The organism is Anaeromassilibacillus sp. SJQ-5, assembly GCF_054108045.1.
Genome location: NZ_JBPJWQ010000001.1, coordinates 453,972 through 480,840 on the forward strand (window position 1 = coordinate 453,972; position 26,869 = coordinate 480,840).

25 protein-coding genes are annotated in these 26,869 nt (G+C 59.7%); 19 read left to right on the forward strand and 6 right to left on the reverse strand.

From position 1 onward, the window contains the following. Window positions 1-5 precede the first annotated feature (5 nt). The 6 genes from ACSAMM_RS01850 (at window position 6) to ACSAMM_RS01875 (ending at window position 7,333) form a co-directional block, all read left to right on the forward strand. Window positions 6-152, forward strand: coding sequence for a hypothetical protein (locus tag ACSAMM_RS01850; RefSeq protein WP_457789371.1), 147 nt, complete (start codon window positions 6-8; stop codon window positions 150-152). Window positions 153-186: 34 nt separating this feature from the next. After that, window positions 187-2,313, forward strand: coding sequence for a hypothetical protein (locus tag ACSAMM_RS01855; RefSeq protein WP_457789373.1), 2,127 nt, complete (start codon window positions 187-189; stop codon window positions 2,311-2,313). Between the two features lie 15 nt (window positions 2,314-2,328). Beyond that, window positions 2,329-2,457, forward strand: coding sequence for a hypothetical protein (locus ACSAMM_RS01860; protein ID WP_457789374.1), 129 nt, complete (start codon window positions 2,329-2,331; stop codon window positions 2,455-2,457). A gap of 298 nt (window positions 2,458-2,755) precedes the next feature. After that, the gene (locus ACSAMM_RS01865) at window positions 2,756-3,244 is read left to right on the forward strand and encodes a MarR family winged helix-turn-helix transcriptional regulator (RefSeq protein WP_457789376.1); all 489 of its coding nucleotides are present in this window, start codon (window positions 2,756-2,758) and stop codon (window positions 3,242-3,244) included. Next, window positions 3,232-5,478: an ABC transporter ATP-binding protein gene (locus tag ACSAMM_RS01870; RefSeq protein ID WP_457789378.1), complete on the forward strand. Its 2,247-nt coding sequence runs from the start codon at window positions 3,232-3,234 to the stop codon at window positions 5,476-5,478. The genes ACSAMM_RS01865 and ACSAMM_RS01870 overlap by 13 nt, the downstream gene beginning before the upstream one ends. Beyond that, entirely contained in the window at window positions 5,471-7,333 is a 1,863-nt protein-coding gene (locus ACSAMM_RS01875) for an ABC transporter ATP-binding protein (RefSeq protein ID WP_457789380.1), read from the forward strand. Before ACSAMM_RS01870 ends, ACSAMM_RS01875 begins: the two co-directional genes overlap by 8 nt. A gap of 125 nt (window positions 7,334-7,458) precedes the next feature. Here ACSAMM_RS01875 and ACSAMM_RS01880 read toward each other — a convergent pair whose 3' ends face one another. Then, entirely contained in the window at window positions 7,459-7,893 is a 435-nt protein-coding gene (locus ACSAMM_RS01880; RefSeq protein WP_457789382.1) for a hypothetical protein, read from the reverse strand. A 229-nt stretch (window positions 7,894-8,122) separates the two neighbouring features. Between ACSAMM_RS01880 and ACSAMM_RS01885 the strand changes: the two genes are divergently transcribed. The 3 genes from ACSAMM_RS01885 to ACSAMM_RS01895 all read left to right on the forward strand — a co-directional run bounded on the left by ACSAMM_RS01885 (window position 8,123) and on the right by ACSAMM_RS01895 (window position 10,854). After that, window positions 8,123-8,908, forward strand: a complete 786-nt coding sequence (locus tag ACSAMM_RS01885) for an ECF transporter S component (RefSeq protein ID WP_178722588.1) — start codon at window positions 8,123-8,125, stop codon at window positions 8,906-8,908. A 363-nt stretch (window positions 8,909-9,271) separates the two neighbouring features. Beyond that, window positions 9,272-10,483, forward strand: a complete 1,212-nt coding sequence (ilvA, locus tag ACSAMM_RS01890) for a threonine ammonia-lyase (protein WP_178722586.1) — start codon at window positions 9,272-9,274, stop codon at window positions 10,481-10,483. Further along, window positions 10,483-10,854, forward strand: coding sequence for a Rid family detoxifying hydrolase (locus ACSAMM_RS01895; protein ID WP_178722584.1), 372 nt, complete (start codon window positions 10,483-10,485; stop codon window positions 10,852-10,854). The genes ilvA and ACSAMM_RS01895 overlap by 1 nt, the downstream gene beginning before the upstream one ends. Window positions 10,855-10,905: 51 nt before the next feature. On the opposite strand, the gene ACSAMM_RS01900 is transcribed toward ACSAMM_RS01895, so the two are convergent. Continuing rightward, window positions 10,906-11,340: a metal-dependent transcriptional regulator gene (locus ACSAMM_RS01900; RefSeq protein ID WP_457789385.1), complete on the reverse strand. Its 435-nt coding sequence runs from the start codon at window positions 11,338-11,340 to the stop codon at window positions 10,906-10,908. Window positions 11,341-11,508: 168 nt separating this feature from the next. On the opposite strand from ACSAMM_RS01900, the gene ACSAMM_RS01905 reads away from it, so the two are divergent. From ACSAMM_RS01905 to ACSAMM_RS01950, 10 genes are all read left to right on the forward strand, one after another. After that, entirely contained in the window at window positions 11,509-11,739 is a 231-nt protein-coding gene (locus tag ACSAMM_RS01905) for a FeoA family protein (protein ID WP_457792139.1), read from the forward strand. 21 nt (window positions 11,740-11,760) lie between these two features. Next, window positions 11,761-13,905, forward strand: a complete 2,145-nt coding sequence (feoB, locus tag ACSAMM_RS01910) for a ferrous iron transport protein B (protein WP_457789387.1) — start codon at window positions 11,761-11,763, stop codon at window positions 13,903-13,905. A gap of 149 nt (window positions 13,906-14,054) precedes the next feature. Further along, the gene (locus ACSAMM_RS01915) at window positions 14,055-17,036 is read left to right on the forward strand and encodes a CotH kinase family protein (RefSeq protein ID WP_457789389.1); all 2,982 of its coding nucleotides are present in this window, start codon (window positions 14,055-14,057) and stop codon (window positions 17,034-17,036) included. A 331-nt stretch (window positions 17,037-17,367) separates the two neighbouring features. Continuing rightward, on the forward strand, window positions 17,368-17,739 hold the full coding sequence (locus tag ACSAMM_RS01920) for a GntR family transcriptional regulator (protein WP_178722576.1): 372 nt from the start codon (window positions 17,368-17,370) through the stop codon (window positions 17,737-17,739). Window positions 17,740-17,802: 63 nt separating this feature from the next. Next, window positions 17,803-18,504 (forward strand): ATP-binding cassette domain-containing protein, encoded by a 702-nt coding sequence (locus ACSAMM_RS01925; protein ID WP_178722574.1) that lies wholly within the window; start codon window positions 17,803-17,805, stop codon window positions 18,502-18,504. Then, window positions 18,498-19,319, forward strand: coding sequence for a hypothetical protein (locus tag ACSAMM_RS01930; protein ID WP_178722572.1), 822 nt, complete (start codon window positions 18,498-18,500; stop codon window positions 19,317-19,319). The genes ACSAMM_RS01925 and ACSAMM_RS01930 overlap by 7 nt, the downstream gene beginning before the upstream one ends. A 119-nt stretch (window positions 19,320-19,438) precedes the next feature. Then, window positions 19,439-20,830 (forward strand): 23S rRNA (uracil(1939)-C(5))-methyltransferase RlmD, encoded by a 1,392-nt coding sequence (rlmD, locus tag ACSAMM_RS01935; protein WP_457789392.1) that lies wholly within the window; start codon window positions 19,439-19,441, stop codon window positions 20,828-20,830. A 19-nt stretch (window positions 20,831-20,849) separates the two neighbouring features. Continuing rightward, the gene (locus ACSAMM_RS01940; RefSeq protein ID WP_457789394.1) at window positions 20,850-21,785 is read left to right on the forward strand and encodes a diguanylate cyclase; all 936 of its coding nucleotides are present in this window, start codon (window positions 20,850-20,852) and stop codon (window positions 21,783-21,785) included. A gap of 112 nt (window positions 21,786-21,897) precedes the next feature. Beyond that, entirely contained in the window at window positions 21,898-22,761 is an 864-nt protein-coding gene (locus ACSAMM_RS01945; RefSeq protein ID WP_457789396.1) for a DegV family protein, read from the forward strand. Between the two features lie 392 nt (window positions 22,762-23,153). After that, a complete protein-coding gene (locus ACSAMM_RS01950) occupies window positions 23,154-23,378 on the forward strand; it encodes a helix-turn-helix domain-containing protein (protein ID WP_178722564.1) in 225 nt (74 codons plus the stop codon). A 74-nt stretch (window positions 23,379-23,452) separates the two neighbouring features. Here ACSAMM_RS01950 and ACSAMM_RS01955 read toward each other — a convergent pair whose 3' ends face one another. From ACSAMM_RS01955 to ACSAMM_RS01970, 4 genes are read right to left on the reverse strand one after another with little or no spacing between them, the layout of a single operon-like run. Further along, window positions 23,453-24,526, reverse strand: coding sequence for a M24 family metallopeptidase (locus ACSAMM_RS01955; RefSeq protein WP_457789398.1), 1,074 nt, complete (start codon window positions 24,524-24,526; stop codon window positions 23,453-23,455). 19 nt (window positions 24,527-24,545) lie between these two features. Then, the gene (locus ACSAMM_RS01960) at window positions 24,546-24,878 is read right to left on the reverse strand and encodes a cupin domain-containing protein (RefSeq protein WP_457789400.1); all 333 of its coding nucleotides are present in this window, start codon (window positions 24,876-24,878) and stop codon (window positions 24,546-24,548) included. Window positions 24,879-24,902: 24 nt separating this feature from the next. Next, window positions 24,903-25,739 carry an ABC transporter permease gene (locus ACSAMM_RS01965; RefSeq protein ID WP_457789402.1) on the reverse strand — a complete coding sequence of 279 codons (837 nt, stop codon included), beginning with the start codon at window positions 25,737-25,739 and terminating at the stop codon, window positions 24,903-24,905. 33 nt (window positions 25,740-25,772) lie between these two features. After that, a complete protein-coding gene (locus tag ACSAMM_RS01970) occupies window positions 25,773-26,786 on the reverse strand; it encodes an ABC transporter permease (protein ID WP_457789404.1) in 1,014 nt (337 codons plus the stop codon). Window positions 26,787-26,869: the final 83 nt, after the last annotated feature.

A 26,869-nucleotide genomic window follows, 5' to 3' on the forward strand; every position in this document is an offset into this window, starting at 1 on the left:
ATAGGATGCGCAAACGGCGGCTGGCTCCTGCCGTCCTTATCCTGCTGCTGGCGCTGGCGCTGGCGGCCGTGACCGCGACCGGTGCCAAATATGTGGTGACGCGGGAGGGGTCCAGAGCAACCATAGTGGTAACCGCCTCATCCGGTACATAAGGACAACAGAACAACATAATTGGAGGGTCATGACATGGCAGCAAAAGAGAAGAAAAACACGGCCCGCGCCGGCGCTCTGCTGTTGGCGGCGGCGCTGGTCACCACGGTGCTGACCAGCGGTACGCTCGCGAAGTACACCGAGACGGTGGACGGCACCGACACCGCCCGCGTGTCGCTGTTTGATTTCACCGCCGAACAGGTGGAGGAAGGCACGCAGGAACTCACCAAAACCGGATCCACCATCGATATTTTCGGGACCTCCGCTGACGACACCGGCGTGTTCGGTGAGGATGACACCAACGGCGAGAAGCTGGTGGCGCCCGGTATGGAGGGATATGTCCAATTCAAGTTCACCAACAAAAGCGAGGTGGCCGTCAAGGTCGACTTCGACACCCTGGGGTATGAGAATGCCAACCATTTGCCGCTGATTTATTATTTCAACGGCCGGTATTACAGCGATCTGTACGATACCCTGAACAACCGGGCCTATGTGTACTATTTCAACGAGGGCGATACGGTGGGCATCACCCTGGACGGCGGCATGGACGATCTGTCCGCGGCCGTCAACGCCTATGCCGTCATGGCGGCGACGACGGAACCTGGCGGTGTGGAGCGGCGCGCCTCCGCTTTTCTGAATACGTTGGGTACCTCTCAGAATATGAGCGAGAACCTCGCGATCAATTGGTTCTGGCCCTATGAGGTGCGGGACGGCGAGAGCGTCATCCGCATGGATGCGCCCGACACCGCCATGGGTAAGGACGGCACGTACACCGTCACCATGACCCCGGTCGTCCGCTTCACCCAAATCGATACCTACCAAACGCCAGCCACCTCCAATCCGGGCGATCAGGAGTGGCATCCCGTACAGCCCGATCCGGGCGACGAGGATATCACGGATCCGGACAACGGCCCGATCGCGTTCAAGCTGGCCTACTATGATTCCTACAACGAAAAAAGCGCCGGGGAATTCACTTTCTATCTGAAGGACGATTCCCACTATACCATCCTTTACAGCGATTACTTTCCCGGCTACAGCGTGCCCGGTTTCTCCTACCGTTTTGCCGCCGATGTCGGCACGGAGTTTACGGTGGATACCGCGGACGGCGCGGCCGTGCCCGCCTCCAAGACCGTAAACGTGGAGCTGTACCATGAGGGTTATGACCACGCCATTGATACCAAGGCGGGCCTGCTGCATATTGCGGACGATATGGACGGCACCTTTATTCTGGCCGCCGATGTCGATACCGGCAACAGCAACGGAAACTACTGGAATCCCATTGGCTGGACAGACAGCGACGACGTACCCTTTACCGGCCGGATCAATGGAAACGACAAGACGGTTTCGGGTCTGCACGCGGTGTACGGCACGGGAGCCACCTATATCGGTTTTGTGGCCATCAACCAGGGCACGATTCAGAACCTGAATCTCGATTTCGCCCAGTTTGAGGGAGGCCGCTTTGTGGGCGCCGTGACAGGCAGCAACGCCGAGGGCGCGGTGATCGAAAACGTGCATGTGAAAGGGGACGCCGTCTCCGGTATTTCGGGATCTGGCTACGGCGATTTCGCGGGCGGCATCGCCGGCCAGAATCATGGGACGATCCGTCGCTGCAGCTCCGATATCGGCACCGGCACCACGCAGCAGGTGAGAGGTGTTATCGCCTACAATTACGCGGGCGGCATCGCCGGCGGCAACTGGGGCGTCGTGGAGGAGTGCTATGCTCTGGGCGGCATCAGCAGCGGCTACCGCAACGCCGTGAATCAGGGACAGCTGAGAACCTACTACGCCGGCGGCTTGGTGGGCGGCAACCTGGGCACTATCAAAAACTGCTACACCAATCTGCAGGACTGGGTGGTCGGCTACCAGCGTGTCGGCGGCTTTGTCGGCTGGAACGGCGCGGGAGGAAGCATCGCCGGCTGCTATGTGGCGCACAACGACCGGGCGTACGGCGCCGTACAGGCAGCCATCAGCGTAGGGGAGAACAAAGGCTCGGTCAGCGGCAGCTATGCGGTCTCCGCCACCTCCGGAACTGTTAACGGCTTCAGTCGGATAAGCGACTCCGCTCTGAAATCCGCCGCTTCTCTCTCCGGCTTTGACGCGGCTGTCTGGGATTTCAGTCAGGCCGCTTCCTATCCCACTCTGAAAAACAATCCGCAGAAATAACCGGTACATCCGCGAATGGACATCGAAGGAGATGCTTGCATGATCGGTTTTTTCGTGGGCCTGATACTGGGCGGCTCGTTTGGCGCGCTGTTTATGGCGCTGTTTTGGGCCGCCCGCGGCAGGAAAGAATCCGACAAGCCGTAAGGCAAATGAACGGCAGCCGCCGTGTTTGACAATCAGAAAGTCGCCGCGCATCCTGAAATTCGGATGCGCGGCGATTTTTCGATCCCATTGCTGTTTTATACGAAAACAGTTGACGAAGATCCAACTATTTAGCTGTCTAACTTTTTGAGGCTGTCTTTTTGTTAAAGAATTATGAAATCTTCTGGAAAGTCTTGCAATTAAAAAAGGAAAAGTCTAAACTCATGCTTAGTCACCTAACTAAATGGCGGCCTTCGCACAGCGGATGCGCGGAGAGCTGCCGCAGAGAGGAGCGCGGGACGTGGACAGAGAATGGACGATGGAAAACTCCTTTCATCGGATCGTCAGCCAGACCATGCGGCTGTATTTTGCCCGCAATTACCAGGTGATGGAACGGCTGGATGTTCATCCTGGCCAGGTGCCGGTTCTGTTCGAGATTCATCGCAAGGGCGGGTTGTATCAGAAGGAACTGTGTGACAGTCTGTGCCTGCGGGCCTCCACCGTCACCGTCATGCTGCAGCGAATGACGAAAAACGGCCTGGTGGAACGGCGGCAGGACGAGGCGGATCAGCGGCGCACCCGTATTTTCCTGACCGAAAAGGGGGAGGCCGCCATCCGGGATTTGCGTGACGCCACTCAAAAGGTGGAGGAGGAGTGCTTTGAGGGCTTTTCTATGGAGGAAATTCTGCTGCTCAAGCGCTTTGCCATGCAAATCCGGGATAATCTTGCCAAAAGAATGAATGATATGCCTGTAAATCCTAAGAGAGAAGGGAACCTATGCTCAAGCTGATCAAGTATTTGAAGTCGTCTGTCGCGTCTATCCTGATTATCGTCGTCCTGCTGGTGGGACAGGCGGCATGCGACCTGACCCTGCCCCAGTATACTTCCAATATTGTCAACGTGGGCATTCAGCAGGGCGGCGTGGAAAACGCGGCCCCCACCGTCATCCGGGTCAGTGAAATGAACAAGCTGTTCCTGTTCATGTCCCAGGCGGAGCAGGATACGGTGCTGCAGTCCTACAAGAAGCTGGATAAGGCCGACATGACGGCGGCCGATGCCGACAAGGCGCTCAAAAAGTATCCGCAGCTCGCCAAGGAGCCGCTGTATGAGCGCACGGCCAAGGATGACGAAACCATAGACGCGCTCAGCCGCCTGCTCAGCAAGCCCATGCTGGTGGTCATGGGCTTCTCGGGCGACAACGAGGAAATGGGCGCCATGGCTAACCAGATGCTCTCGAGCCTGCCGCCCCAGATGGCGGGCAAGGACGTCTTCGACGTGCTCGCCATGATGACCGATGAGCAGCGCAGCCAGATGATTACAGCCATTAACGACAAAATGAAGGAGATGCCGGATAGCATCCTGGAGCAGAGCGCCGTGGTCTTCGTCAAGCAGGAATACCAGGCGGTGGGCATCGACACCGACAAGCTCCAGAACAATTATGTGCTGCTTACCGGCGCGAAAATGCTGGGCCTGGCGCTGCTGAGCATGCTGCTGACCGTGCTGGTGGGCTTCATCGCCTCCCGGGTGGCGGCTTCCCTGGGCAAAGAGCTGCGGGGCCGGGTGTTCCGCAAGGTGGTATCCTTCTCGCACGCCGAGCTGGATCGCTTCTCCACCGCCTCCCTCATCACCCGCAGCACCAACGACATCCAGCAGATTCAGATGCTGTTCGTCATGCTGCTGCGCATCGTGTTCTACGCGCCGATCATCGGCATCGGCGGCGTGATCAAGGTGCTGAACACCAACACCTCCATGGCATGGATCATCGCCGTGGCGGTCATGGCCGTGCTGACCTTGGTTATCGTGCTGTTCGCCGTGGCCATGCCCCGCTTCAAAATCATGCAGAAGCTGGTGGATAAGGTCAACCTGGTCACCCGTGAAATCCTCACCGGCCTGCCGGTTATTCGCGCCTTCAGCACCCAGAAGCACGAGGAAGAGCGCTTCGACAAGGCCAACAAGGATTTGACCCGTACCAACCTGTTCGTCAACCGGGTCATGACCACCATGATGCCGATGATGATGCTGATTATGAACGGCATCACCGTGCTGATTATGTGGAACGGCGCCCACGGCGTGGATGCCGGCAGCATGCAGGTCGGCGACCTAATGGCTTTCATGCAGTACACCATGCAGATTGTCATGGCTTTTCTGATGATTTCCATGTTCTCCATTATGCTGCCCCGGGCCTCCGTGTCCGCCGGCCGCATTGAAGAAGTCCTGCAGACCGAGCCGGTCATCCGGGATCCGGAGCAAACCGTCTCCTTCGACGATGCCAAAAGGGGCCTGGTGGAATTCAAAAACGTGTCCTTCCGGTATCCCGGCGCGGAGGAGAATGTGCTGGAGAATATCAGCTTCACCGCCAAGCCCGGCGAGACCACCGCCTTTATCGGCTCCACCGGCAGCGGGAAATCCACCCTTATCAACCTGATTCCCCGCTTCTATGACATCACCGAGGGCGAGCTGCTGGTGGACGGTGCCGACGTGCGCCGCGTGTCGCAGCATGACCTGCGCGCCAAAATCGGCTATGTACCCCAGAAGGGCGTGCTGTTCTCCGGCACCATCGCCAGCAACCTGCGCTACGGCAACAACGACGCCAGCCAGGAGGAGCTCGACAAGGCCGCGCAAATCGCCCAGGCGGCGGATTTCATCGGTGAAAAGCCGGACGGCTTCGATTCGGAAATCTCCCAGGGCGGCACCAACGTCTCCGGCGGCCAGAAGCAGCGGCTGTCCATCGCCCGCGCCATCGCCATCCATCCGGAAATTTATATCTTCGACGACAGCTTTTCTGCTTTGGATTATAAAACCGACGTGGCGCTGCGCAAAGCCCTGAAGGAGGAAACCGCCGGCAGCACGGTGCTCATCGTGGCGCAGCGGATCAGCACCATCCTCCACGCGGAGCAGATCATCGTCCTGGACGAGGGCAAAATCGTCGGCAAGGGCACCCACAAGGAACTGCTGAAAACCTGCGAGGTCTACCAGCAGATTGCCATGTCACAACTGTCAAAGGAGGAGCTGGGCAATGAGTGAACATGCGCCAAAAAGAAGAGGCCCCATGGGCGGTCACGGCCCGATGGGCGGCATGCACATGGCCGGTGAAAAGGCCAAGGATTTCAAAGGCTCCTTCAAAAAGCTGCTGAAATATCTCGGGAAATACCACGTCGCTATCGTCATCGTCATGATTTTCGCCATTGCCAGCGCCGCCTTCATGGTGCTGGGGCCAAAAATTCTGGGCAAAGCGATTACGGAAATGATGAACGGCCTCATCGCCAAGGTGACTGGCGTGGAGGGCGGCGGCATCAACTTCGGCCGGATCGGCGAAATCCTGCTGTTTATGCTGGGGCTGTATGTCCTCAGCGCCGCCTTCTCCTTTATCCAGGGCTTCATCATGACCGGGGTGTCCCAGAAGGTCGCCTACAACATGCGGCGGGAGCTGTCCGAGAAAATCGGCCGCCTGCCCATGAAATACTTCGATTCCCGCACCCATGGCGAGGTGCTCTCTCGGGTGACCAACGACGTCGACACCCTGTCCCAGAGCCTGAACCAAAGCCTGACCCAGATCATCACCGCCGTCACCACCATCATCGGCGTGCTGATCATGATGCTGACCATCAGCTGGCTGATGACTCTCATTACCTTTATCATCCTGCCGATTTCCCTGGGCCTCATCGGGCTCATCATGAAGAAATCCCAGAAATACTTCCAGGCGCAGCAGGAATACCTGGGCCACATCAACGGCCAGGTGGAGGAGGTCTACGGCGGGCACAACATCGTCAAGGCCTTCAACAACGAGAAAAGCGTCACCGACACCTTCAACGAAACCAATGATACCCTGTACCATTCCGCCTGGAAATCCCAGTTCCTGTCCGGTATGATGATGCCGATTATGACCTTTGTGGGCAACCTGGGCTACGTGGCCGTCTCCATTCTGGGCGGCTGGCTGGCCATTAAAAAGGTCATTGAGGTCGGCGACATCGTGTCCTTCAGCCAGTATATCCGCAACTTCACCCAGCCCCTGACCCAGGTGGCCCAGGTGGGCAACCTGCTCCAGTCCACCATGGCGGCGGCCGAGCGGGTCTTCGAATTCCTGGACGAGGAGGAAGAGGATCAGACGGTGGAGAACCCCGTGTCTCTGGACGGCCTGGACGGCAGCGTGCAGTTCGCCCATGTGCACTTCGGCTACAACCCCGACAAGATCATCATCAACGACTTCTCCGCCCAGATTCAGCCCGGGCAGAAGGTGGCCATCGTTGGCCCCACCGGCGCCGGAAAAACCACCATGGTCAAGCTGCTCATGCGGTTCTACGATGTCAATACCGGCGCGATTCTGGTGGACGGCTACGACGTGCGGCAGTTTAACCGCAGCGAGCTAAGGGAAATGTTTGGCATGGTGCTGCAGGATACCTGGCTGTTCAACGGTACCATCATGGAGAACATCCGCTACGGCCGCCTGGACGCCACCGACGAGGAGGTCATCGCGGCCGCTAAGGCCGCTCATGTGCACCACTTTGTTCAGACCCTGCCGGACGGCTATAACATGGTTCTCAACGAGGAGGCCAGCAACGTCTCCCAGGGCCAGAAGCAGCTGCTGACCATTGCCCGGGCCATCCTGGCCGACCCGAAGATCCTTATTCTGGACGAAGCCACCAGCTCGGTGGATACCCGTACCGAGGTGCGCATCCAGAAGGCCATGGATAATCTGATGCGCGGGCGGACCAGCTTCGTCATCGCGCACCGGCTGTCCACCATTCGGGACGCGGATCTCATCCTGGTGATGAAGGACGGCGACATCGTCGAGCAGGGCAATCACGAGGACCTGCTGGCGGCGGGCGGCTTCTACGCCAATCTGTACAATTCCCAGTTCGAGCAAAGCGAAGCGGGCTGAACTAAAGCGGGCCATGTTGCATGGCCCGCTTTTCCTGCCCATAAAAAAGGGATCGCCCGAGGGCGATCCCTTTTTACGCTATACTGGAAAACCTCCCATATCTATATCAAACACGCTCCTATTCTTCACGAGCCGGCATGTTGGACGTCAAACGAGGGAAAGGTAATCATCTGCTGCTCGTTGTCCACGATGGTCATCGGCGTTTCGGGCAAGAGCCCCTTGATGGTTTCGATAAAGGTGTTGCTGTCGGTTCCCGGTGAGCCGCTGACGATATGAACGGCGTTGATCTGCCGCGCGTGCACCGCCACGGTCAGCGCGGGGCTGTCGTTAAAATATACGGTCATATCAGCTCCCAGCCGCCCGGCGATATTGTATAGAGTTTGCAGCACATCGGCGGTTTTGGAAGAAACCAGCCCCGGTTTCAATACGGTGACGACTTTGACGGGCACGTTGTATTTCTGGGCGATGGCGTCGCCGGCGAGTATCAGCCGGCGGCAGCTGGGCTGATCGGTGACACACACGAGAACGTTCGCCTGACCTGCCGGGTTTTCCGTATTCAATCAGGTTGCGCCTCCTTTCGTTCTTGGTACGAATATATGATAACGCAGGCTTGTGTAATAACCATAAACAAAAAATGTACAACTTCTTAAATTTCGGAAACAATTCCGACAGGAAACCGGCAGGGAAAAGCAAAGAAACCGCAAAGTCTTGACTTTTTTCAGACGTGTGCTATGATGCCAGAGGAAGAAAAAATGGGGAAAAATCCCCATTCCCGCGGAGGAATGACTCATGAACCAACCGAGCCCCCATACGCTGAACAGCCGCCGATCCCCGTTTATGCAAACGGTGCTGATCGCCATGTTCGCCGCCCTGTCCTTTGTGGCCATCTGGCTTATCCGGATTCCGTATCCGGCGCCGGTGGGCAATCCGTTTATCCATTTCGGCAATATGGTCACCATCCTGGCCGCCTTGCTCATCGGCGGCTGGCAGGGGGGCTTGTCCGGCTCCATCGGCATGGGGCTGTTCGATATTGTGGGGGGGTATGGCATCGACTCCCTTAAAACCTTTATCCTGAAATTCGGCATCGGCCTGTTCACCGGCCTGGTCGCCCGCATCGGCCGCCGCCATCCGGAACGCAATCCCCGCGTCGGTCTGGGCGTGGCCGGCGGCATCTCGCTCGCCATGGGGCTGACGGTGCTCATCGGCAAGCTGGCGGGCTGGTCGCTCCTGGCTAAGGCGGCGGATATTTCCTATGTGCTGCTGCTGATCATCGGCGTTCTCCTGACCGCGCTGACCGTTGCCGCCTGCCGCACGGAAAAGCTGACCAATGAAACGCTGTTCGCCGCCTTGGGAGCCACGGCGGGGATCGCCTTTAACGTGGTGGGAGAGTTCGTCGGCGGGGTGATCACCAAGGTGATAAGCGGCGCCGAGCTGCCCGCCGCCATGCTGGCTTCGGTGATGAGCCTGCCGGCCACCTTCATCAACGGCACGGTCTCCATTGTGGGGGCGGTGCTCCTGTATGTGCCGCTGAAGGCCGCACTGATAAAAGCGCGTTTCGGCCATCTGCTGGCCTGACCGGGCTTTAAAAATCGGGGTTGACAAGGGCCGAAAAAAGGCGTATCCTTATAGAAAATACAGTTCTAAACGCTGTGACGGGGTTGTCCCGCCGAACCTTTTTTCAGAGAGCCGCCGGGTGCTGTGAGGCGGTAAAAGGCCGGCAAGAGGACCATCGCCCCCGAGCGGATCGCTGAACCGCCCAGTGCCCAGTAAGCGGATACGGGGTCTTCCCGTTACAGGAGAGCGCATTACCGCCGGGAGATCCGGCTCGATGCGGGCGAGGGCCGCTTGCGGCCGCAGTAGGGTGGTACCACGGAACAGAAGCTTCCGTCTCTATAAAGAGGCGGGAGCTTTTTATATTACAGGAAAGAGGCCATGGCTATGCTGACTCTGGATAAGGTGTATCATGCGTCGTATGTGCTCAAAAACGTCATCCGCATGACCGACCTGATACACGCGCCCAACATTAATCCCAGCGGCAAGGTGTACCTGAAGACGGAAAATCTGCAGGTGACCGGCTCCTTCAAGGTGCGCGGATCCTACTATAAGATTTCCCAATTGACCGACGAGGAGAAATCCCATGGCGTTATCGCCTGCTCGGCGGGCAACCATGCCCAGGGCGTGGCCCTCGCCGCCACCAAGAACGGGATCAAATCCATCATTTGTCTGCCCGATGGCGCACCCATCTCCAAGGTGGAGGCCACCAAAAAATACGGCGCGAAGGTGGAGCTCGTCCACGGGGTGTACGACGATGCCTACGATCGGGCGCTGCAGCTCAGGGATGAGAAGGGGTATACCTTCATCCACCCCTTTGACGATGAGAACGTCATCGCCGGGCAGGGCACTATCGGCTTAGAGCTGCTCGATCAGCTGCCCGAGGTGGACGCGGTGGTGGTGCCGGTGGGCGGCGGCGGCCTGATTGCCGGCGTGGCCTTCGCCATCAAATCCCTGAACCCGCACGTCAAGGTGTACGGCGTACAGGCCTGCGGCGCGGCCTCCATGGTCAACGCGCTGCAAAAGCACCAGAAGGAAACCCTGTCCCAGGTGTCCACCATCGCGGACGGCATCGCGGTCAAAACGCCGGGCGATTTGACCTATGAGCTGTGCGAGAAATACGTGGATGAAATCGTCACCGTGACCGACGACGAAATTTCCACCGCCATCCTAACCCTGATCGAACAGCAGAAGCTGATCGCCGAAGGGGCGGGGGCCGTTTCGGTGGCAGCGGTGCTGTTCAATAAAATCCCGGTGGAGGGCCGCAACGTGGTCTGCCTGGTGTCTGGCGGCAACATCGACGTGACCATCCTGTCCCGGGTCATCAGCCGCGGCCTGCTCAAGGCGGGCCGGTCGGCGGACATCACCATCGAATTGGCCGACAAGCCGGGCCAGCTCAGCGGCGTGTCGGAGATCATCGCCCGGGAGGGCGGCAACGTGGTCTCGGTCTACCACGATCGGGCGGATTTGGATACCGACATCAACGCCTGTTACCTCCGGCTCGTGCTGGAAACCCGGGATCACGCCCACGTGGAGCAAATTAAAAAGGCGCTCGTCGACGCGGGCTATACCTTAATCGTAAAGGAGAGAACCTACTGATGAAAACCATTCATACCGCGAAAGCCCCCGAGGCCATCGGCCCCTATTCCCAGGCGATCGTCCACGGCGGTCTGCTGTTCACCTCCGGCCAGATTGCCATCAACCCGGCCTCCGGCCAGGTGGAGGCGGACACCATCGAGGGCCAGACCGAGCAGGTGATGCAGAACCTGGCGGCCCTGCTGGAGGAGGCGGGCGCTTCCTTCGACAGCGTGATCAAAACCACCTGTTTCCTCAGCGATATGGCGGATTTCGCCGCGTTCAACGCCATTTACGGCGCCTATTTTGTCAGCAAGCCCGCCCGTTCCTGCGTGGCGGCCAAACAGCTGCCCAAAAACGTGCTGGTGGAAGTGGAGCTCATCGCCGCCGTCTGACAGCTGGATATTTCCCCGCCGGGAGAGCCGTTTGGGTCTCCCGGCGTTTTTTTATGCCTGGATCTCCGCTTCCAGCCGCAGGGTGAGGGCTTCCAGATGGTCCAGCGTGTCGGGATGGATGAAATGCTCCACCCGTTCCACCTGCTCCAGCTCGTCGACGGACTGATTGAGCAGGCAGAAAAAGCGGTGCAGAATGTCGTGACGGCGCAGCAGGGCCTGCCCGACGGCCCGCCCCTCCTCCGTCATGCCGATTAACCCGTATTTTTCAAAATCCAGCAAACCCAGCTCCTTGAGCTTTCCCACCATCTTGGAGGCGGAGGATGGCCGGACATGCAACTTTTCGGCCAGCTGGTTTATCCGGACATAGCCGGCTTCCCCCGCGCAGCGCGCGATCATTTCCAGATAATCCTCCATGGTGTCGGTCAGCCCGCCGGCGTTCTGCAGCCGGTAGCCCATCTGCGTATAAAATCCCTTGTCCCCGTTCAAAAAATCGTCTCCTTATCTGTCACCCACCCGGACATACCTGCATAAGTTGGTAGCAGGAAACAAGTTTTGCATCTGGAAACACAGATGCTTTCCGGGAAAAAGAGTTTCCCGCGCCCAACACTGTTTCCTGTTTATACTTATTATTAGGAGACGAGTTTTATGAGTAAAATGTCGCTGAACCACGTGGCCGAGGGGCAGACCGTCCGGGTGGACGAACTGCTGGCCACCGGCAGCATCCGCCGCCGCCTGCTGGATATCGGGCTGGTGGAAGGCACAGACGTGTCCTGCCTGCAGAAAAGCCCGGCGGGCGATCCGGTGGCGTATCTGATCCGGGGGGCGGTTATTGCCATCCGGTCGGAGGATTCCTCCCAGATCGTCGTCGAAGGCCTGCTGAATTAGCTTGAGCGAGGAGGATGGGAGATGGGATTAACAGCAGGTTCCACCGGCCGGGGCGCGGCGGATAAAGGGCTTTTCATCCAGCGGGAGGACGGCGATAAGGTGATTGCTCTCGCGGGCAACCCCAACGTGGGGAAAAGCACCGTGTTCAACGAGCTGACCGGCCTGAATCAACATACCGGCAATTGGCCGGGAAAAACCGTTACCAACGCCCAGGGCCACTACACCCATAAGGGGATGCACACCATTTTGGTGGATATCCCCGGTACATATTCCCTCATGGCGCATTCCGCCGAGGAAGAGGTGGCCCGGGATTTTATCTGCTTCGGCGGAGCGGACGGCGTCGTGGTGGTCTGCGACGCCACCTGCCTGGAGCGCAACCTGAACCTGGTGCTGCAAACCATGGAAATCACCGACCGGGTGGTGGTCTGCGTCAACCTGATGGACGAGGCCAAGAAAAAGAATATCCGCATTGATTTTGACCAGCTGTCCGAGAATCTCGGCGTGCCGGTGGTGGGCGCCAGCGCCCGCAGCCGGAAGGGGCTGGATGAGCTGATGGACACGGCGGCGCGGGTGGTCGCCGGGGAGAAAACGCACCCCACGAAAATCCGCTATACCAAGCCTATCGAATCCGCTATCGAGGAGCTGGAGCCGCTGCTGGAGGGGCCTCTGGCCGGCCGCCTGAACAGCCGGTGGGTGGCGCTCAAGCTGCTGGAAGGGGACGATACCCTGCTGCATGCCGTCGGCGAGTATGTCGGCGTCGAGCTGATGGAAATCCCCGGCCTGCCGGACGCCGTCCTGTTGGCGAAGCAGCACATGGCGGATGCGGGCCTGTCGGCGGAGCGCTTTAAGGACGTGATGGTCTCCTGCATCGTGCTGCGGGCGGAGGAAATGTGCTCCGACGCCGTGTTCTGCGATCGGGCCTGCTACAACGCGCGGGATCGGAAGCTGGATCGTATCCTGACCAGCAAACGCACCGGCTTTCCTATTATGCTCGCGCTGCTGCTGGTGGTGTTTTGGCTGACCATTACCGGGGCCAACTATCCTTCTCAGTGGCTGGCGGACGGCCTGTTCTGGGTTCAGGATCGGCTGACCGACTTCTTCACCTGGATGCACGCCCCCGACTGGCTCCATGGGGCCCTGGTTCTGGGCGTCTACCGGGTGCTGGCCTGGGTGGTGTCGGTGATGCTGCCGCCCATGGCGATTTTCTTTCCCCTGTTCACCCTGCTGGAGGACTTCGGCTACTTGCCCCGTATCGCCTTCAACCTGGATAAATACTTCAAAAAGGCCTGCGCCTGCGGCAAACAGGCGTTGACCATGTGCATGGGCTTCGGCTGCAACGCCGCCGGCGTGGTGGGCTGCCGCATCATCGATTCTCCGAGAGAGCGGCTCATCGCCACCATCACCAACAACTTCGTTCCCTGCAACGGCCGGTTTCCCACCCTGATCGCCATCATCACCATGTTCTTTGTGGGCACGGCGGGCGGCTTCGCCTCCTCCTTCCTCTCGGCCCTGGGGCTGACCCTGGTCATCCTGCTGGGCGTGGGCATGACCCTGCTGGTCTCCCGTCTGCTGTCTAAAACCATTCTCAAGGGGGTGCCCTCCTCCTTCACGCTGGAACTGCCGCCCTACCGGACGCCCCAGGTGGGAAAGGTCATCGTCCGCTCTATCTTCGACCGCACGCTATTCGTGCTGGGCCGGGCCGCGGCGGTGGCCGCGCCGGCGGGCCTGATTATCTGGGTGATGGCCAACGTGACGGTGGGGGATATGAGCCTACTGGCCCATTGCTCCCAGTTTCTCGATCCCTTCGGCCGCCTGCTAGGCCTAGACGGCACCATTCTGATGGCCTTCATCCTCGGCTTTCCGGCCAATGAAATCGTCATTCCCATCATCATCATGGCCTACATGGCCCAGGGCAGCCTTACCGACATGAGCAATCTTAACGAGTTGCACACCCTGCTGACCAATAACGGCTGGACCTGGCTGACCGCCGTGTGCACTATGCTTTTCTCTCTGATGCACTGGCCCTGCTCCACCACCTGCATGACCATTCATAAGGAAACCCAAAGCCTCAAGTGGACGGCGGTTTCCTTCGCCGTCCCCACCGTCATCGGCATGCTCGTCTGCCTGCTGGTGGCAAACGGCGCCCGCCTGCTGGGCCTGGCGTAAATTCCCTGAGGCAGCTCACGTCCCGCCGCGGGCTGCCTCATCTTCTTTACGTTTGCCAACGGGTTGTAAAACTTGCCGAGGCACCTTGTGCCCGGCCCCCTGCTCTGGTATAATGAAGGTATGTCGAAAAAGCGAGGAAGTGTGAATCCATGATCGATAAACGCTGGGCCCTGCCGACGGCCCTGCTGCTTTTCATAACGCTGATTCTTTCCGCCTGCGCGCCGGGCGGCGCGGCCTCGGACGGCCTGATCATCTCCGAGGTGATGGCCAAGAATAACGGCGCGCTCGCGGACGACGAGGGGAATTACCCCGACTGGATCGAGCTGCACAACCCCACGGATAAAGCCATAGGCCTGAAGGGCTATTCCCTGACCGACGACAGCCGGAAAAAAGGAAAATTCGTCTTCCCGGAGATGGAGATAGGGGCCGGGGACTATCTGGTGGTCTTCGCTTCCGGCACGGAGCGGGTGGACGCGGAGAACCGGGTCGTTCATATGCCTTTCAGCATCAATTCCCAAAAAGAAGATATTGTTCTCTACGATCCCCATAGCCGGGAAATCAGCCGCGTGGAGGTGCGGGATCTGCCGGACAATACCACCTGCGGCCCCGACGCACAGGGCAAAACCGTCTACTTCAAGCAGCCCACGCCCGGCGCCGCCAATGCGGAAACCTACACCCCCGCCGTGCGCGGCGACGGGGTGGCGGCCGCCGACGCGAAGGTGCGCCTGAATGAGTACGCCACCAAGGGCAGCGTCACTCTCGCCGACGAGGACGGGGAGTTCACCGCCTGGGTGGAGCTGCATAACTACGGGGACAAGGAGCTGTCCCTGGCCTCCTTCACCCTGTCGGACGACCCGGCGAAAACCGATAAATGGACATTCCCCGCCGTCTCCATCCCGGCGGGCGGCTATCAGGTGATCTACCTGTCGGGCAAAACCAAAACCTATGCCGCCGGCGGCCCCCTCCACGCGGATTTCGTCCTGTCCGGCAAGGAGCCCAGCCTGACGCTCTACGCGGCCGACGGCAAAAAGGTGGACGACTGCACCGTCAACGACCTGACCTCGAATCTGTCCTGCGGCCGTTCGGCGCAGGACGCGGGAAAATGGGTGTTCTATCCCAAGCCCACCCCCGGCAAGGCTAACGATACCCAGAGCTTCGATTCCATCGACAGCGCCCGGTATCCGAAAAATAAGGAGGCCGTTATTTCCGAGGTGGCGGCGGTCAACCGCACGGGCGTCAAGGCAGCCAACGGCCAGTATTACGACTATATCGAACTACATAACCCCACAGACAAGCCTGTAAGCCTGAACGGCTACAGGCTTTCTAAAAAGGAGGATCCCGCCGCATACAAAACCCTTCCCAACGTCCAACTGGCGCCGGGGGAATACAAGCTCGTTTTCTGCGGCGACACGGATAGCTACAATACCCGCACCAAGGAGATTTTCATCGCCATGGGCCTGGGCCGGTACGGGGAGCATCTCTATCTCCTCGCGCCGGACGGCCGGGTGGTGGACGATGTGCAGTCCGGCCGCCTGGACGACGCCCAGTCCAGCGGCAGGGTGTCGGACGCCGACCCGCAGGTGTACTATTTCGATAAGCCCACCCCCGGCGCGGCCAACCCCGCCGCCGGCCTGAAGGGTCCCGCGCCCACGCCGGTGTTCTCCGTGTCCAGCGGGTATCTGGAGGGCGGCGGCAAGGTGTCCATCACCTGCCCCGGTGCCACCATCCGCTACACCACCGATGGCAGCGCACCCACGGCGAGCTCTCCTGTGTATCAGGGGGAAATCGCCGTGTCCAAGAATATAACCATCCGGGCCCGGGCCTTTATGGACGGCCGCCTCCCCTCCGAGGACAGCGCGGGCAGCTACCTGGTGGGCCGCCGGCATGCCATGCCGGTCATCTTCCTGTCCACCGATCCGGCCAATCTCTTCGACTATAACACCGGCATCCTCGAAAAGGGTCCCGGCTATACCGACACATTCCCACACACCGGCGCGAACTTTTGGAAGGACTGGGAGCGGCCGGTCCATTTCGAATATGTGGACGAAAACGGCGTGGCCCAGCTGGAATTCAACGCGGGTGTCAAGGTGTTCGGCCAGTACAGCCGCGCGATGGATCAGAAAAGCCTGTCCATCAACCTGCGGGATCGGTACGGCCCCAAGGAGTTCTGCTACCCCCTGTTCGGGCAGGACGCCGCCACCAACGTCTATTCCGAGTTGGTGCTGCGCAACGCCGGGCAGGACGGATCCCACGCCCATCTGCGGGATGCCTTTGTGGCCCGGACGATTAAGGGCCAGGCCGACGTGGATTTCATGGACTATCGTCCGGTGGTCGTGTATATCAACGGCGAATATTACGGCCTGTACGATCTGAGGGAGAAAATCTGCGAATCCTACGTGTCCAACCGCACCGGAGCGGACGAGGATACCATCGATATGATCAAGGGCGAAAGCATCCTCATGTCCGGCAGCCTGACCGCGTATAAGGAACTGCTGCAGTACGTCAAGACCCACGATTTGTCCAAACAGGAGAATTATGATCACGTGGCCTCCCTGGTGGATGTGGATGAACTTATCGATTACTGGATCGCCATCTCCTTTTTCGGCAACACCGATACCGGCAATATCAAATTTTACCGGGAACGCGCGGACGGCGCGAAGTGGCGCTGGGTCGTGTTCGATCAGGACTGGGCTCTCTGGCCCGGCACTCACACCTGGAACATGGTGGAGGAAATCATCAACCCGAACGGCCACGGCGTGGGCCATATGTTCAGCACCGACCTCATGCGCGGCCTGATGCACAACACCGCCTTCCGGGACAAATTTATTTCCACCTATGGAACGCGGTTGAAAACCACCTATTCCACCGAGCGCTTGCTGAGCGTATATGACGCCATGGTGGCGGAAATCCGGGCCGAAATGCCCGCCCATTTTGAGCGGTGGCCGGGTCTGGGCAATATGGCCACCTGGGAAGCCAAATGCCGGATCCTGCGGGGTATTATCGAGAAACGCCCCGCCCAAATCCGGCAGAACGTCATCGAAACCTTCTCCTGCACCGGCGTAAGCGCCAAGAGCCGGTACGCCCAGCCCTTCAAGCTCTCCGTCGAACAGGTCGAAGCCTTATTGGGATAAAAATCCGGAGCGTTCGCGCTCCGGATTTCAGCTTGTCGAAAAAGTCCGGCTCACGCCGTCCATTTACGCCAAGCTGAGCAAAAGTGGGGAAAATCGAAAGATTTTCCCCACTTTTGACGCCTGCGGGCGAGCGATTGTTGCGCGAGGAGGGAACCCTGACGTGTTCCCAGCACGAAGGCTCTGCCTTCGTGCCGCACACCTCCCCCTCCCTCCGCTATACTTTTTCGACAGTCTCAATTCTTAAATTCCAATGAAGCCCTTGACAAATGGGAAAAGAGATGTATTATTGTATTAGATGCTTAATACAATAATACGAAAGGGAGGTGTGCGGATGTTTGCAGATAACCAGTTCGATTCCGGCGCACCGATATATACACAGATTATGAATAAGATTAAGCTGCGTATATTGTCGGGGCAATGGGCGGCTGGTGAGCGTATACCGGCCGTGCGGGAGTTGGCTGTGGAGTTCGGGGTCAATCCCAACACCATGCAGCGCTCTCTGTCCGAGCTGGAGCGGGACGGCCTGCTGTTCAGCGAGCGGACCACCGGCCGGTATATCACGCGGGACGCGGCCTTGATAGAGCGGACGCGCCGGCAGATGGGGGAAGAGCTCATGGCTGCCTTCGTCGAGCAGATGGAGCACATGGGCTACAAAACCACCGAAGACATCCTGCGGGAGCTGCGGCAGTACCTGCAGGGATAACTCCGCTTTTCCGGCGCGACGCGCGTCGCGCCAGAGGAGGGCGGCAAGAAAGGGTTGACAAGAATGAGCAGCGCACTCGTTACGATTGAGAATCTCAACAAGTCCTACGGCCGCGGGCCGGTGCTGCAGTCGCTGAACCTGACGGTGAACAGCGGGCGGATCGTGGGGGTCATGGGTCCCAACGGATGCGGCAAAACCACCCTGTTTAAAATCCTGACGGGCCTCATCAGCGATTATCAGGGCACCGTGACCATCGACGGGCAGGCGCCGGGCGTGTATACCAAGTCCATCGTTTCCTATCTGCCCGAGAAAACCTATTTGAGCGACTGGATGCGGGCCAAGGACGCCCTGGATATGTTCCGCGATTTTTACGCGGACTTCGACCGGCAGAAGGCGGCTGAGATGCTGCAGCGTTTCCGCCTGGATGAGAAGATGAAGCTGAAATCCATGTCCAAGGGCATGCAGGAAAAGCTTCAGCTGATTCTGGTCATGTCCCGGGCCGCCAAGCTGTACATCCTGGACGAACCACTCAGCGGCATCGATCCGGCGGCGCGGGATTCCATCCTGGATATCATTCTGGGCAATTACAGCGAGAACGCCACCGTCATGCTCTCCACCCACCTGGTGTACGACGTGGAGCGGATTTTCGACGATGTGATTATTATGAGCTACGGCCAGCTGCTGGTGGCGGACAGCGCGGACAATATCCGGGATAAGTCGGGCATGTCCCTGGACGCTTATTTTAGGGAGGCTTTCAAATGCTGAGGAAACTGCTGAAATACGAATTCCGGGCGAGCCTGCTCATCCTGCCTATCTGCCTTGTCGCCATGGCCCTGCTGTACGGCGCGGGCTGGGCCGCCAAAGCCATCGGCATCAGCCAGCTGGCCACCACCTGCGCCGTGTTCCTGGCCCTGGTGGGCTGCGCCTCCGTCGTGGTGGCTCTGATCACCGCCATTCTCCGCTTTTATAAGGGCGTGTTCGGCGCCGAGGGCTACCTCATTCAGACCCTGCCCGTGGGCAAGGGCTCAATCATCCTGTCCAAGGCGATTACCGCCTATGTCCTGCTGTTCGCCGGTATGCTGATGGCCCTGCTCGCTATCCTGGGCACCATGCAGTTGATGGGCGCACAGGAGTTCTTTAAAGGGCTCAATGAACAGTTGGGCGGCTCTCTGGTCACGATGGGCGTCTACGTCGGCGTGTCCATGCTGATTGGCCTGGCCCTGACCATTGGCGAGCTGTACTTTGCCATCACCCTGGCCAATACCAAGACCTTTTCCAGCAACAGCGTCCTGTTCTCCGTGCTCTTTTACTTCTGCACGACGATGGTGGCCGGCTTGCTGGAGGTGGTGGCCATGCTGATTGTCCCCCTGGGCTTGCGCATCGGCGCGGACGGCGCCTCCTTCGTCTTTGAAAACATGTGGGGGACTCTCATTGAGAGCCTCCGGATTTCCGGAGGCGGATCGTCTGACCTGATGAACGTCACCATCGGCATGGGCAACCTGGCGATGGATCTCCTCCTTGCCGCCGCTTTCCTGGTGGCGGCCCGGTGGCTGATGACCAAAAAGACCTCGGTTAAATAGGATATCCTGTGACAAGGAGGCGCTGCCGTTCGGCGGCCGCCTCCTTTGCGCTTTTTATGAAAATCTCTTGCTATTTGTCAGGGAAGTGTGTACAATAAAAAAGATTGGGAGGGGACGGCATGCCTTTGGAAAAGAATCAGGAGATTGAGCTGGCCATCACCGGCATGTCCGCGCAGGGCAGCGGCGTGGGCCGCTGGGTCCAGGAGGACGGCGGGCCTGGCCTGGCCGTGTTCGTTCCCTTTACGGCTGTGGGCGATCGGATCCGCTGCCATATCGTCAAGGTGCAGAAAACCCATGCCTTCGGCCGGCTGAGCGAGCTGCTGGAGCCCTCCGCCGACCGGCTGCCGGCGGACGAGGCGGCGGACTGCGCGGCCTTCGGCCGCTGCGGAGGCTGCGCCTACCGGCACCTGTCCTATGAGGCCGAGCTGCGCGTCAAGGAGCAGCGGGTGGCCGACGCGTTAAAGCGGATCGGTGCCCTGGAGTTGACACCCTGTCCCATCGTGGGCGCCGCCGCCCCCGATCGATACCGCAACAAAGCCCAGTATCCGGTGGCCCAGGGCGAATACCGCCTCCTAGCCGGCTTTTACGCTCCCCGCAGCCACCGGGTTGTCGAGCAGCGGGACTGCCGTCTGCAGCCGGAGATCTTCCGAGATGTGTTGGACGAGGTGCTCCGCTGGGCGAAACGGGCGGGCGTGCCCGCCTATGACGAGGAGAGCGGGCAGGGCCTTTTGCGCCATGTCTATATACGGCAGGCCCGGGCCACGGGGGAGATCATGGTCTGCCTGGTGTGTACCTCCGGCAAGCTGCCCGATACCAAGGGCCTGGTGAGCGCCCTGCGGGAGCGGGCGCCCGGTCTTGCCACCGTGGTGGTCAATATCAACCGCCGGGACACCAACGTCATTCTCGGGGAGGAGACCTTCCCCCTGTGGGGGCCGGGTACCATCACCGACGAATTGTGCGGCCTGCGTTTTCGGCTGTCCCCGCATTCGTTTTATCAGGTCAACCGGGAGCAGGCGGAACGGCTCTACGCCCTGGCCGCCGAGGCCGCCGCGCTGACCGGGAAGGAAACCCTGCTCGATCTGTACTGCGGCACTGGCACCATCGGCCTGTCCATGGCCGCGCGGGCCGCGCAGGTCATCGGGGTGGAGGTGGTGCCCCAGGCGGTGGAGGACGCCCGCCGCAACGCCGCGGACAACGGCATTGAAAACGCCCGCTTCCTCTGCGCTGACGCCGGCCAGGCGGCCGCCCGCCTCCGGGCGGAAGGGGTGCGCCCCGACGTGGTGGTTCTCGACCCGCCCCGCAAGGGCTGCGATGAGGCGGTGGTGGATACCGTCGCCCTCATGGCGCCCTCCCGGGTGGTTTATGTTTCCTGCGACCCCGCCACTCTCGCGCGGGATCTGCGGGTTTTCGGCGAGCGGGGCTATGCCGTGAGACAGGTGACGCCTGTGGATATGTTCCCCCGCACTGCCCACGTGGAATGCGTGGCGCTGCTGACACGCACAGACCTATGACTGGAGAATGGGTACGGCAATGAGACTAACGGGCCAAAGCGATACCGAACAAATCGAGCCGTACAAAGAGCGGCTGCATATTGCGCTGAGCGCGGCGAAAATCTGTATTTTCGAGGTGGATCTGCCCCGGCAGCTGTACACCTTTTTTGAAAATGCGGAAATCATTTTCGGCGTGTCCGGCGAGAAAATTCTGCGGGATGTGCAGCCGTTCAGCCTTCTGGAGCCGGAAGAGTACCGCCGGCAGGTCAGCCGATATTTTTCCCATCCGGACGATGAAGAGGTCATCGCCAAGGCCTTTGCCAGTGTGTTGAAGGGGGAGTCGGCTGTCTATGAGGCGCGCATGAAGGCTGGTCAGTCCGCGTTTGTCTGGTGCCGGATTCACGTCACCCCCATCCTGGAGGACGGCCGGCCGGTCCGGATGATTGGGGTTGTCACCGACATCACGGATATTAAGGAAAAAACCGACCGGCTGAAAAAGGCCGCCAATCTCGATCGCTTCACCGGCCTGTACAATAAGGACTACGCGGCCACGGTCATTCAGGATATTCTGTCCAAGGATAATCGGCGGCACGCTCTGGTGCTGCTGGACATCGATAATTTCAAAGGCTTTAACGATACCTACGGCCACGATGAAGGCGACAAAATTCTAAAAGCGATTTCCCGGCGGATCAAGCGGGCCTTTCGAAAGGTGGATGTCGGCGGCCGGTTCGGCGGCGACGAATTTATTGTGCTGGTGCAGAACCTGTCGGACGACGCCTGGCTGCGTGACACGCTGGCGGGCCTGACGCGTTTCCAGGTCGATGATTTTGTCTGTACGACCAGCATCGGCGTTTCCCTGTTCCCGCAGGATGCCGGAGCTTTCCAGGAGCTGTTCAAGAAAGCGGATCAGGCGCTCTACCACGCGAAAGCCCAAAAAGAAGCGGTGACCTTTTTCGCCGAGCTCAATGGCCGGTAACCTCCGATCCGCCGTAAAAACTCCAAACATGCTTTGTTTGTCAAAATAAATAGTTCGGGCCGTCGGTTTGACGGATATATCCGTGTATTTTCAGAGAGGATGATTGACGAGAATGAGCGCCTACCAACTGTTCTCCGACGCGACGCTGGATTTGCCCCATACGACTATTGAGGAATTGGATATACAGGTCATCCCCATGCATTTCGACCTGGCTGAGAACAGCTACCGCCATTTTGAGGATGAGAGGGAGCTGTCCTTAGAGGAGTTTTATCGGCAGCTGCGGGCTGGCGCGTCGGCCGTCACCTCTCAGATCACCCCGGTGGTCTACGAGGAGCTGTTCGAGCCGGTTCTGCAGGCGGGCCAGGATATTCTGTATATCGCGTTTTCCTCCGGCCTGAGCGGCACGGTGAACAACGCCATGCTGATGGCAGGGCAGCTGGAGGAAAAATACCCCGGCCGCCGGATAGTCGTCATCGACTCCCTGTGTGCCTCCATCGGCGAGGGCCTGCTGGTTTATTACGCGGCGAAGAAACGGCTGGAGGGCCTGTCTCTGGAAGAACTGGCCGCCTGGGTGATGGAGTACCGCACCCGCGTGGCCCATTGGTTCACCGTGGACGATCTCAACCACCTCAAACGGGGCGGCCGCATCTCGGCCGTGGAAGCCATCGTCGGCACCGCGCTGAATATCAAGCCCATACTCAGTGTGGACGGGGAAGGCAAGCTGACGGTAATGGCCAAGGTGAGGGGCAGCCGCAAGGCCCTGGAATACGTCCTGAGCCGCTTGTCCGCCGAGGGGAAGGATTTGGAGGGGCAGACTGCCATCGTCGCCCACGCCGATAACCCGGCGGACGCCGAAACCCTGGCGGACCTGGTGCGGCAGACCGGCCTGGTCAAGGACGTGCTGATTTCCAAAATCGGCCCGATCATCGGCACCCACACCGGCGCGGGCATGACGGCCCTGGTGTTCCTGAAATAATCAACTCCCGGCGGGCCTGCCCGCCGGGAGTTTTCTATGGCTGTTTATAGGCGTGGTAGCATCGAAGCAGACACCATGCCATACAGTCCAAAGCGTGCCAGCCCTGTTGCACGAAAAGATATAGGAGATAGGGATCTCTAATAAGACAATGATAAATAACGGGCGTCGTAAATTCAAAAAAGGTATCTTCTAGGGCATCGTCCGGAGTCCGAAGAAAACTATCTAGTTGGTATGGTTGAAAGAGCGTGTCCATTTGACGAAAGTGCTTCTTTATCTACTTTTGCATGTCGTCGTTCATATGAATTCCTCCATTGACTTTATTATAAGGAAAATATGCTTAAAAGCCAATAAGGGTATAACCCTTAAGCCATAATAGGCTTGAGGTGAAAGCCATGTTGGAGCATCTGCGCGGCCTGAGGGAGGACGCGGATAAATCACAAAAAGAAATGGCGGAATGGCTGCATGTGCATCAGACGACATATTCTGGTTATGAACTCGGCACATGCAATATACCGGTTGCATCGCTTATAAAATTGGCCAGGCTGTTCGGCACCAGCACCGACTATCTGCTGGGCCTGACCGACGAGAAAGCCCCCTATCCCAGAAGCAAAACCTGAATTGAGAGCGCTTTTATACCAAAGCCCAAAACAAGGAGGAGGGTTCCCGCGGGAATCCTCCTCCTTGTTTTGTCTTATCCCACCACGCGCAGATCCTTCGGCGCGGCGTTGAGTACTTCGCAGCCGGTTTCGGTCACCAGCACCAGATCCTCGATGCGCACGCCGGTGCGCCCGGGCAGATAGATGCCCGGCTCGATGGAAAAGACCATGCCGGGCTCGGCTATCGCGTCCGAGCCAGCGCTGACGTCCGGGGGCTCGTGGCATTCCAGGCCGATGCCGTGGCCCAGCCGGTGGGTGAAGTAGGGGCCGTAGCCGCCCTCCTCGATGACCCGCCGGGCCGCCCGGTCGATGTCCCGCAGCGGCACGCCGGGGCGCACCGCGTCGATGCCCGCCTGGTTGGCGGCTTTCACCAGGGCGTAAATCCGCCGTTCCTCCTCGCCCGCCTCCTTAAAATAGACGGTGCGGGTCATGTCGCACCAATACCGCCGGATGGGGGTGAAAATGTCGAAAACCACGCAGTCGCCGGGCTTGACCGTGTCGTGTCCGGGGGCGTGGTGCGGATCGGCGGCGTTGGCGCCGAAGCAGACCAGCTGCGGCCCGTCGGACACGTCCGCCCCATTTTGCAGGTATGTCCGATTGACCAGGGCGGCCAGCTCGGCCTCCACCGCCCCGTCGGCCAGGGCGCCGATGGCGGTTTCCACCACGATATCGTTGATTTTGGAGGCCCGGCGCAGGGCGTCCCGCTCCGCCTCATCCTTGTAGCGCCGCGCCGCGTCGATGGGGCCGGAGCCCAGCACCGGCCGGATGTCGGGGCGGCGCTCCATGATGCCGATAAGGAACTTACTGGGCCAGAATTTGTCCACCCCCAGCCGGCCGGGGGCGAGTGCGGCGGCCAAATCCGCCACCGGATCGGCGCTGTCGGCGTGGGGGATGACCGGCAGATCCGCCGTGGCCTCCACACCAAAAATCTCGTTGCCGTAAAGCGCCGTCCGGCCGTTTTTGTCGATGTATAGCGCGAGCATCCGCTCGTGTGGTTCGATCCAGTAGCCGGTCAGGTAGAAGACGGAGGCGGTGGAGGTGACCAGAATCTGATCAAGCCCCTGGGCCTCCATGTTGTCCAGCACCCGCTGGAGCCGCTGCTTGTTCATACGCGCGTCATCCCTTTCCTTACGGCTCCACCATCATGCACACCAGGGTGCAGGGCTTATCCGTCCGGTTTTCGCACCAGTGATGCTCCCCACGGGGGATAAGGGTGGCCATGCCCGCCCCCACGGTGCCCACATCGTCCCCGCTGACGGTGTAGACCTCCCCCTCCAGGAAATAGGAGTATTCGTCGCCGGTGTGGAACCCGTCCCCGACTTCCGGCACCCGGGACCCGGGATGGATGGTGATGAGGCTGAAGGATATCTTGGAGGCCGGCGCGTCGATCTGGAAGATCTTCCGCATGTCGTAAAGCGGCGCTCCCACGGCGTCCAGCTTGGATACATCGAGTAGAGTCATAGCAAATCCCGCCTTTTTATGAATTTACATCTGCTGACGCAGCTTGGGGTCGAGATAATCCCGCATCCCGTCACCGATGAAATTGGCGCCCATGGCGACGGTGAAGATGGCGAGGCCCGGGAAGGTGGAAATCCACCAGTTCTGGAAGGTGGCCACCCCGTCGCTGACCATGGCGCCCCATTCGGGCGTCGGGGGCTGCACGCCCAGCCCCAGGAAGGACAGACCGGAGAACATCAGAATGGCGTTACCCAAGTCCAGCGTGGACATGACCACCAGCGGCCCGATGCTGTTGGGCAGAATCTCCCGGAACAGGATCCGCACCCGGGACGCCCCCATCAGCCGGCTGGCCGTCACATAGTCGTTCTCCTTGACCGAAATGACGATGCTGCGGGTCAGCCGGGCGTAGTTCGGCCACCAGATGATCGCCATGGCGAACACCGAGTTGACGATGCTCGGCCCCATGGCCGCGGCGATGACCATGGCGAGGATCAGGGGAGGGAAGGACTGGATCATCTCGCTGAAACGCATCATCACGTCATCCACGATCCCGCCGACATAGCCGGCCACCCCGCCGTACAGCAGGCCGATGCCGAAGGAAATCAGCACGGTGATAAGCCCCGCCGTGATGGAGATCCGGCTGCCGTACAGCACCCGGCTGAATACATCGCGCCCCAGGCTGTCGGTGCCGAACCAGTGTGCCGCCCCCGGCGGCTGAAAGCGCATGTCCAGATTCTGCGCCAGCGGATCGGCCGGGGCGATGAACGGCGCGATGAAAGCGACGATCACCCACAGCAGGCAGACGATAATCCCCAGCTTGAACATAAAATTCTTTTGTCTGAATACCGTTTTAAAAAATTCCATGAGGGTTCCTTCCTTTCATCTCGATTCTGTGAGTTATTGATACCGCACCCGGGGATCGATGATCCCATACAGAATGTCGATGACAAGGTTAATGACCACATAGGTCAGGGCGATCAGCAGCGACACGCCGCAGATGGCCGGGAAATCCAGGGTGGTGGCCGACAGATACGCGTACTGCCCGATGCCCGGCCAGGCGAAAATCTTCTCCACGAACACCATACCGCCCAGCAGGTTGCAGAACCCCATCCCCGCCACGGTGATGACCGGGATAAGGGCGTTGCCCAGCGCGTGGTGGGTGATGACCCGCCGCTCGCTCATCCCCTTGGCCCGGGCCGTGCGGATATAATCGGTGGAAATCGTCTCCAGCAGATTGCTGCGGGTCTGCCGGGTGATGAGCCCCATGGTGAAGAAGCCCAGCACCAGCGCCGGCAGCAGCAGATGGGACAGCGCGTCCCCCACCATGGAGAAGTTGCCCGACAGCAGCCCGTCCAGCACATACAGCCCGGTTCCGCCCGTCACCGCCCCCGCCCGGGGATCCAGCCTGCCGCCGCTGGGGAACCATCCCAGCACACTGGAAAAGACATACAGTACCAGCAGCGCGAACCAGAAGCTGGGAATGGACACGCCGCTGACCGACACGCCCCGCAGGATCTGATCCGCCGGCTTGTTGCGGAAGACAGCGGATATCACGCCGAAGAGTATCCCCAGCACAATGGCGATGAGCATGGCGAACACCGATAGCTCCACCGTCGCGGGGAAATACTGAAGCAGATCCTCCAGCACCGGCCGCCCGGTGCGGATGGAGTTGCCCATATCTCCCTTGAGCAGGTTACCCACATAGATGAAATATTGCTGATACAGCGGTTTGTCCAGCCCCCACTTGGCCTTGAAGGCGGCCACCACCTCGGGATTGTTCTGGGCCGTGGCGCTCAGGTTAGCGCCCACCGGGTCGCTGGGCACCAGGTGGGAAATCAGGAAGACCATCAGGGAGACACCGAAGAGCAGCAGCACCATCAGGCCGAGTCTTCGTGCAATGTAGCGAGCCAAAAAGCCGCACATCCTTTCCAGGGAATATAAGCGGACGCGAAAGAGCCGCCCGCCGGGAAACAGCCGCATTCTGCCGTTTTTGC

What these genes read in the sequence shown, in the direction of transcription:
- ACSAMM_RS01850 (WP_457789371.1), top strand. Translation starts at nt 6, where the DNA reads ATGCGCAAACGGCGGCTGGCTCCTGCCGTCCTTATCCTGCTGCTGGCG.
- ACSAMM_RS01855 (WP_457789373.1), top strand. Translation starts at nt 187, where the DNA reads ATGGCAGCAAAAGAGAAGAAAAACACGGCCCGCGCCGGCGCTCTGCTG.
- ACSAMM_RS01860 (WP_457789374.1), top strand. Translation starts at nt 2,329, where the DNA reads ATGGACATCGAAGGAGATGCTTGCATGATCGGTTTTTTCGTGGGCCTG.
- ACSAMM_RS01870 (WP_457789378.1), top strand. Translation starts at nt 3,232, where the DNA reads ATGCTCAAGCTGATCAAGTATTTGAAGTCGTCTGTCGCGTCTATCCTG.
- ACSAMM_RS01875 (WP_457789380.1), top strand. Translation starts at nt 5,471, where the DNA reads ATGAGTGAACATGCGCCAAAAAGAAGAGGCCCCATGGGCGGTCACGGC.
- ACSAMM_RS01885 (WP_178722588.1), top strand. Translation starts at nt 8,123, where the DNA reads ATGAACCAACCGAGCCCCCATACGCTGAACAGCCGCCGATCCCCGTTT.
- ilvA (WP_178722586.1), top strand. Translation starts at nt 9,272, where the DNA reads ATGCTGACTCTGGATAAGGTGTATCATGCGTCGTATGTGCTCAAAAAC.
- ACSAMM_RS01895 (WP_178722584.1), top strand. Translation starts at nt 10,483, where the DNA reads ATGAAAACCATTCATACCGCGAAAGCCCCCGAGGCCATCGGCCCCTAT.
- ACSAMM_RS01905 (WP_457792139.1), top strand. Translation starts at nt 11,509, where the DNA reads ATGTCGCTGAACCACGTGGCCGAGGGGCAGACCGTCCGGGTGGACGAA.
- feoB (WP_457789387.1), top strand. Translation starts at nt 11,761, where the DNA reads ATGGGATTAACAGCAGGTTCCACCGGCCGGGGCGCGGCGGATAAAGGG.
- ACSAMM_RS01915 (WP_457789389.1), top strand. Translation starts at nt 14,055, where the DNA reads ATGATCGATAAACGCTGGGCCCTGCCGACGGCCCTGCTGCTTTTCATA.
- ACSAMM_RS01920 (WP_178722576.1), top strand. Translation starts at nt 17,368, where the DNA reads ATGTTTGCAGATAACCAGTTCGATTCCGGCGCACCGATATATACACAG.
- ACSAMM_RS01925 (WP_178722574.1), top strand. Translation starts at nt 17,803, where the DNA reads ATGAGCAGCGCACTCGTTACGATTGAGAATCTCAACAAGTCCTACGGC.
- ACSAMM_RS01930 (WP_178722572.1), top strand. Translation starts at nt 18,498, where the DNA reads ATGCTGAGGAAACTGCTGAAATACGAATTCCGGGCGAGCCTGCTCATC.
- rlmD (WP_457789392.1), top strand. Translation starts at nt 19,439, where the DNA reads ATGCCTTTGGAAAAGAATCAGGAGATTGAGCTGGCCATCACCGGCATG.
- ACSAMM_RS01940 (WP_457789394.1), top strand. Translation starts at nt 20,850, where the DNA reads ATGAGACTAACGGGCCAAAGCGATACCGAACAAATCGAGCCGTACAAA.
- ACSAMM_RS01945 (WP_457789396.1), top strand. Translation starts at nt 21,898, where the DNA reads ATGAGCGCCTACCAACTGTTCTCCGACGCGACGCTGGATTTGCCCCAT.
- ACSAMM_RS01950 (WP_178722564.1), top strand. Translation starts at nt 23,154, where the DNA reads ATGTTGGAGCATCTGCGCGGCCTGAGGGAGGACGCGGATAAATCACAA.
- ACSAMM_RS01955 (WP_457789398.1), bottom strand. Translation starts at nt 24,526, where the DNA reads ATGAACAAGCAGCGGCTCCAGCGGGTGCTGGACAACATGGAGGCCCAG.
- ACSAMM_RS01960 (WP_457789400.1), bottom strand. Translation starts at nt 24,878, where the DNA reads ATGACTCTACTCGATGTATCCAAGCTGGACGCCGTGGGAGCGCCGCTT.
- ACSAMM_RS01965 (WP_457789402.1), bottom strand. Translation starts at nt 25,739, where the DNA reads ATGGAATTTTTTAAAACGGTATTCAGACAAAAGAATTTTATGTTCAAG.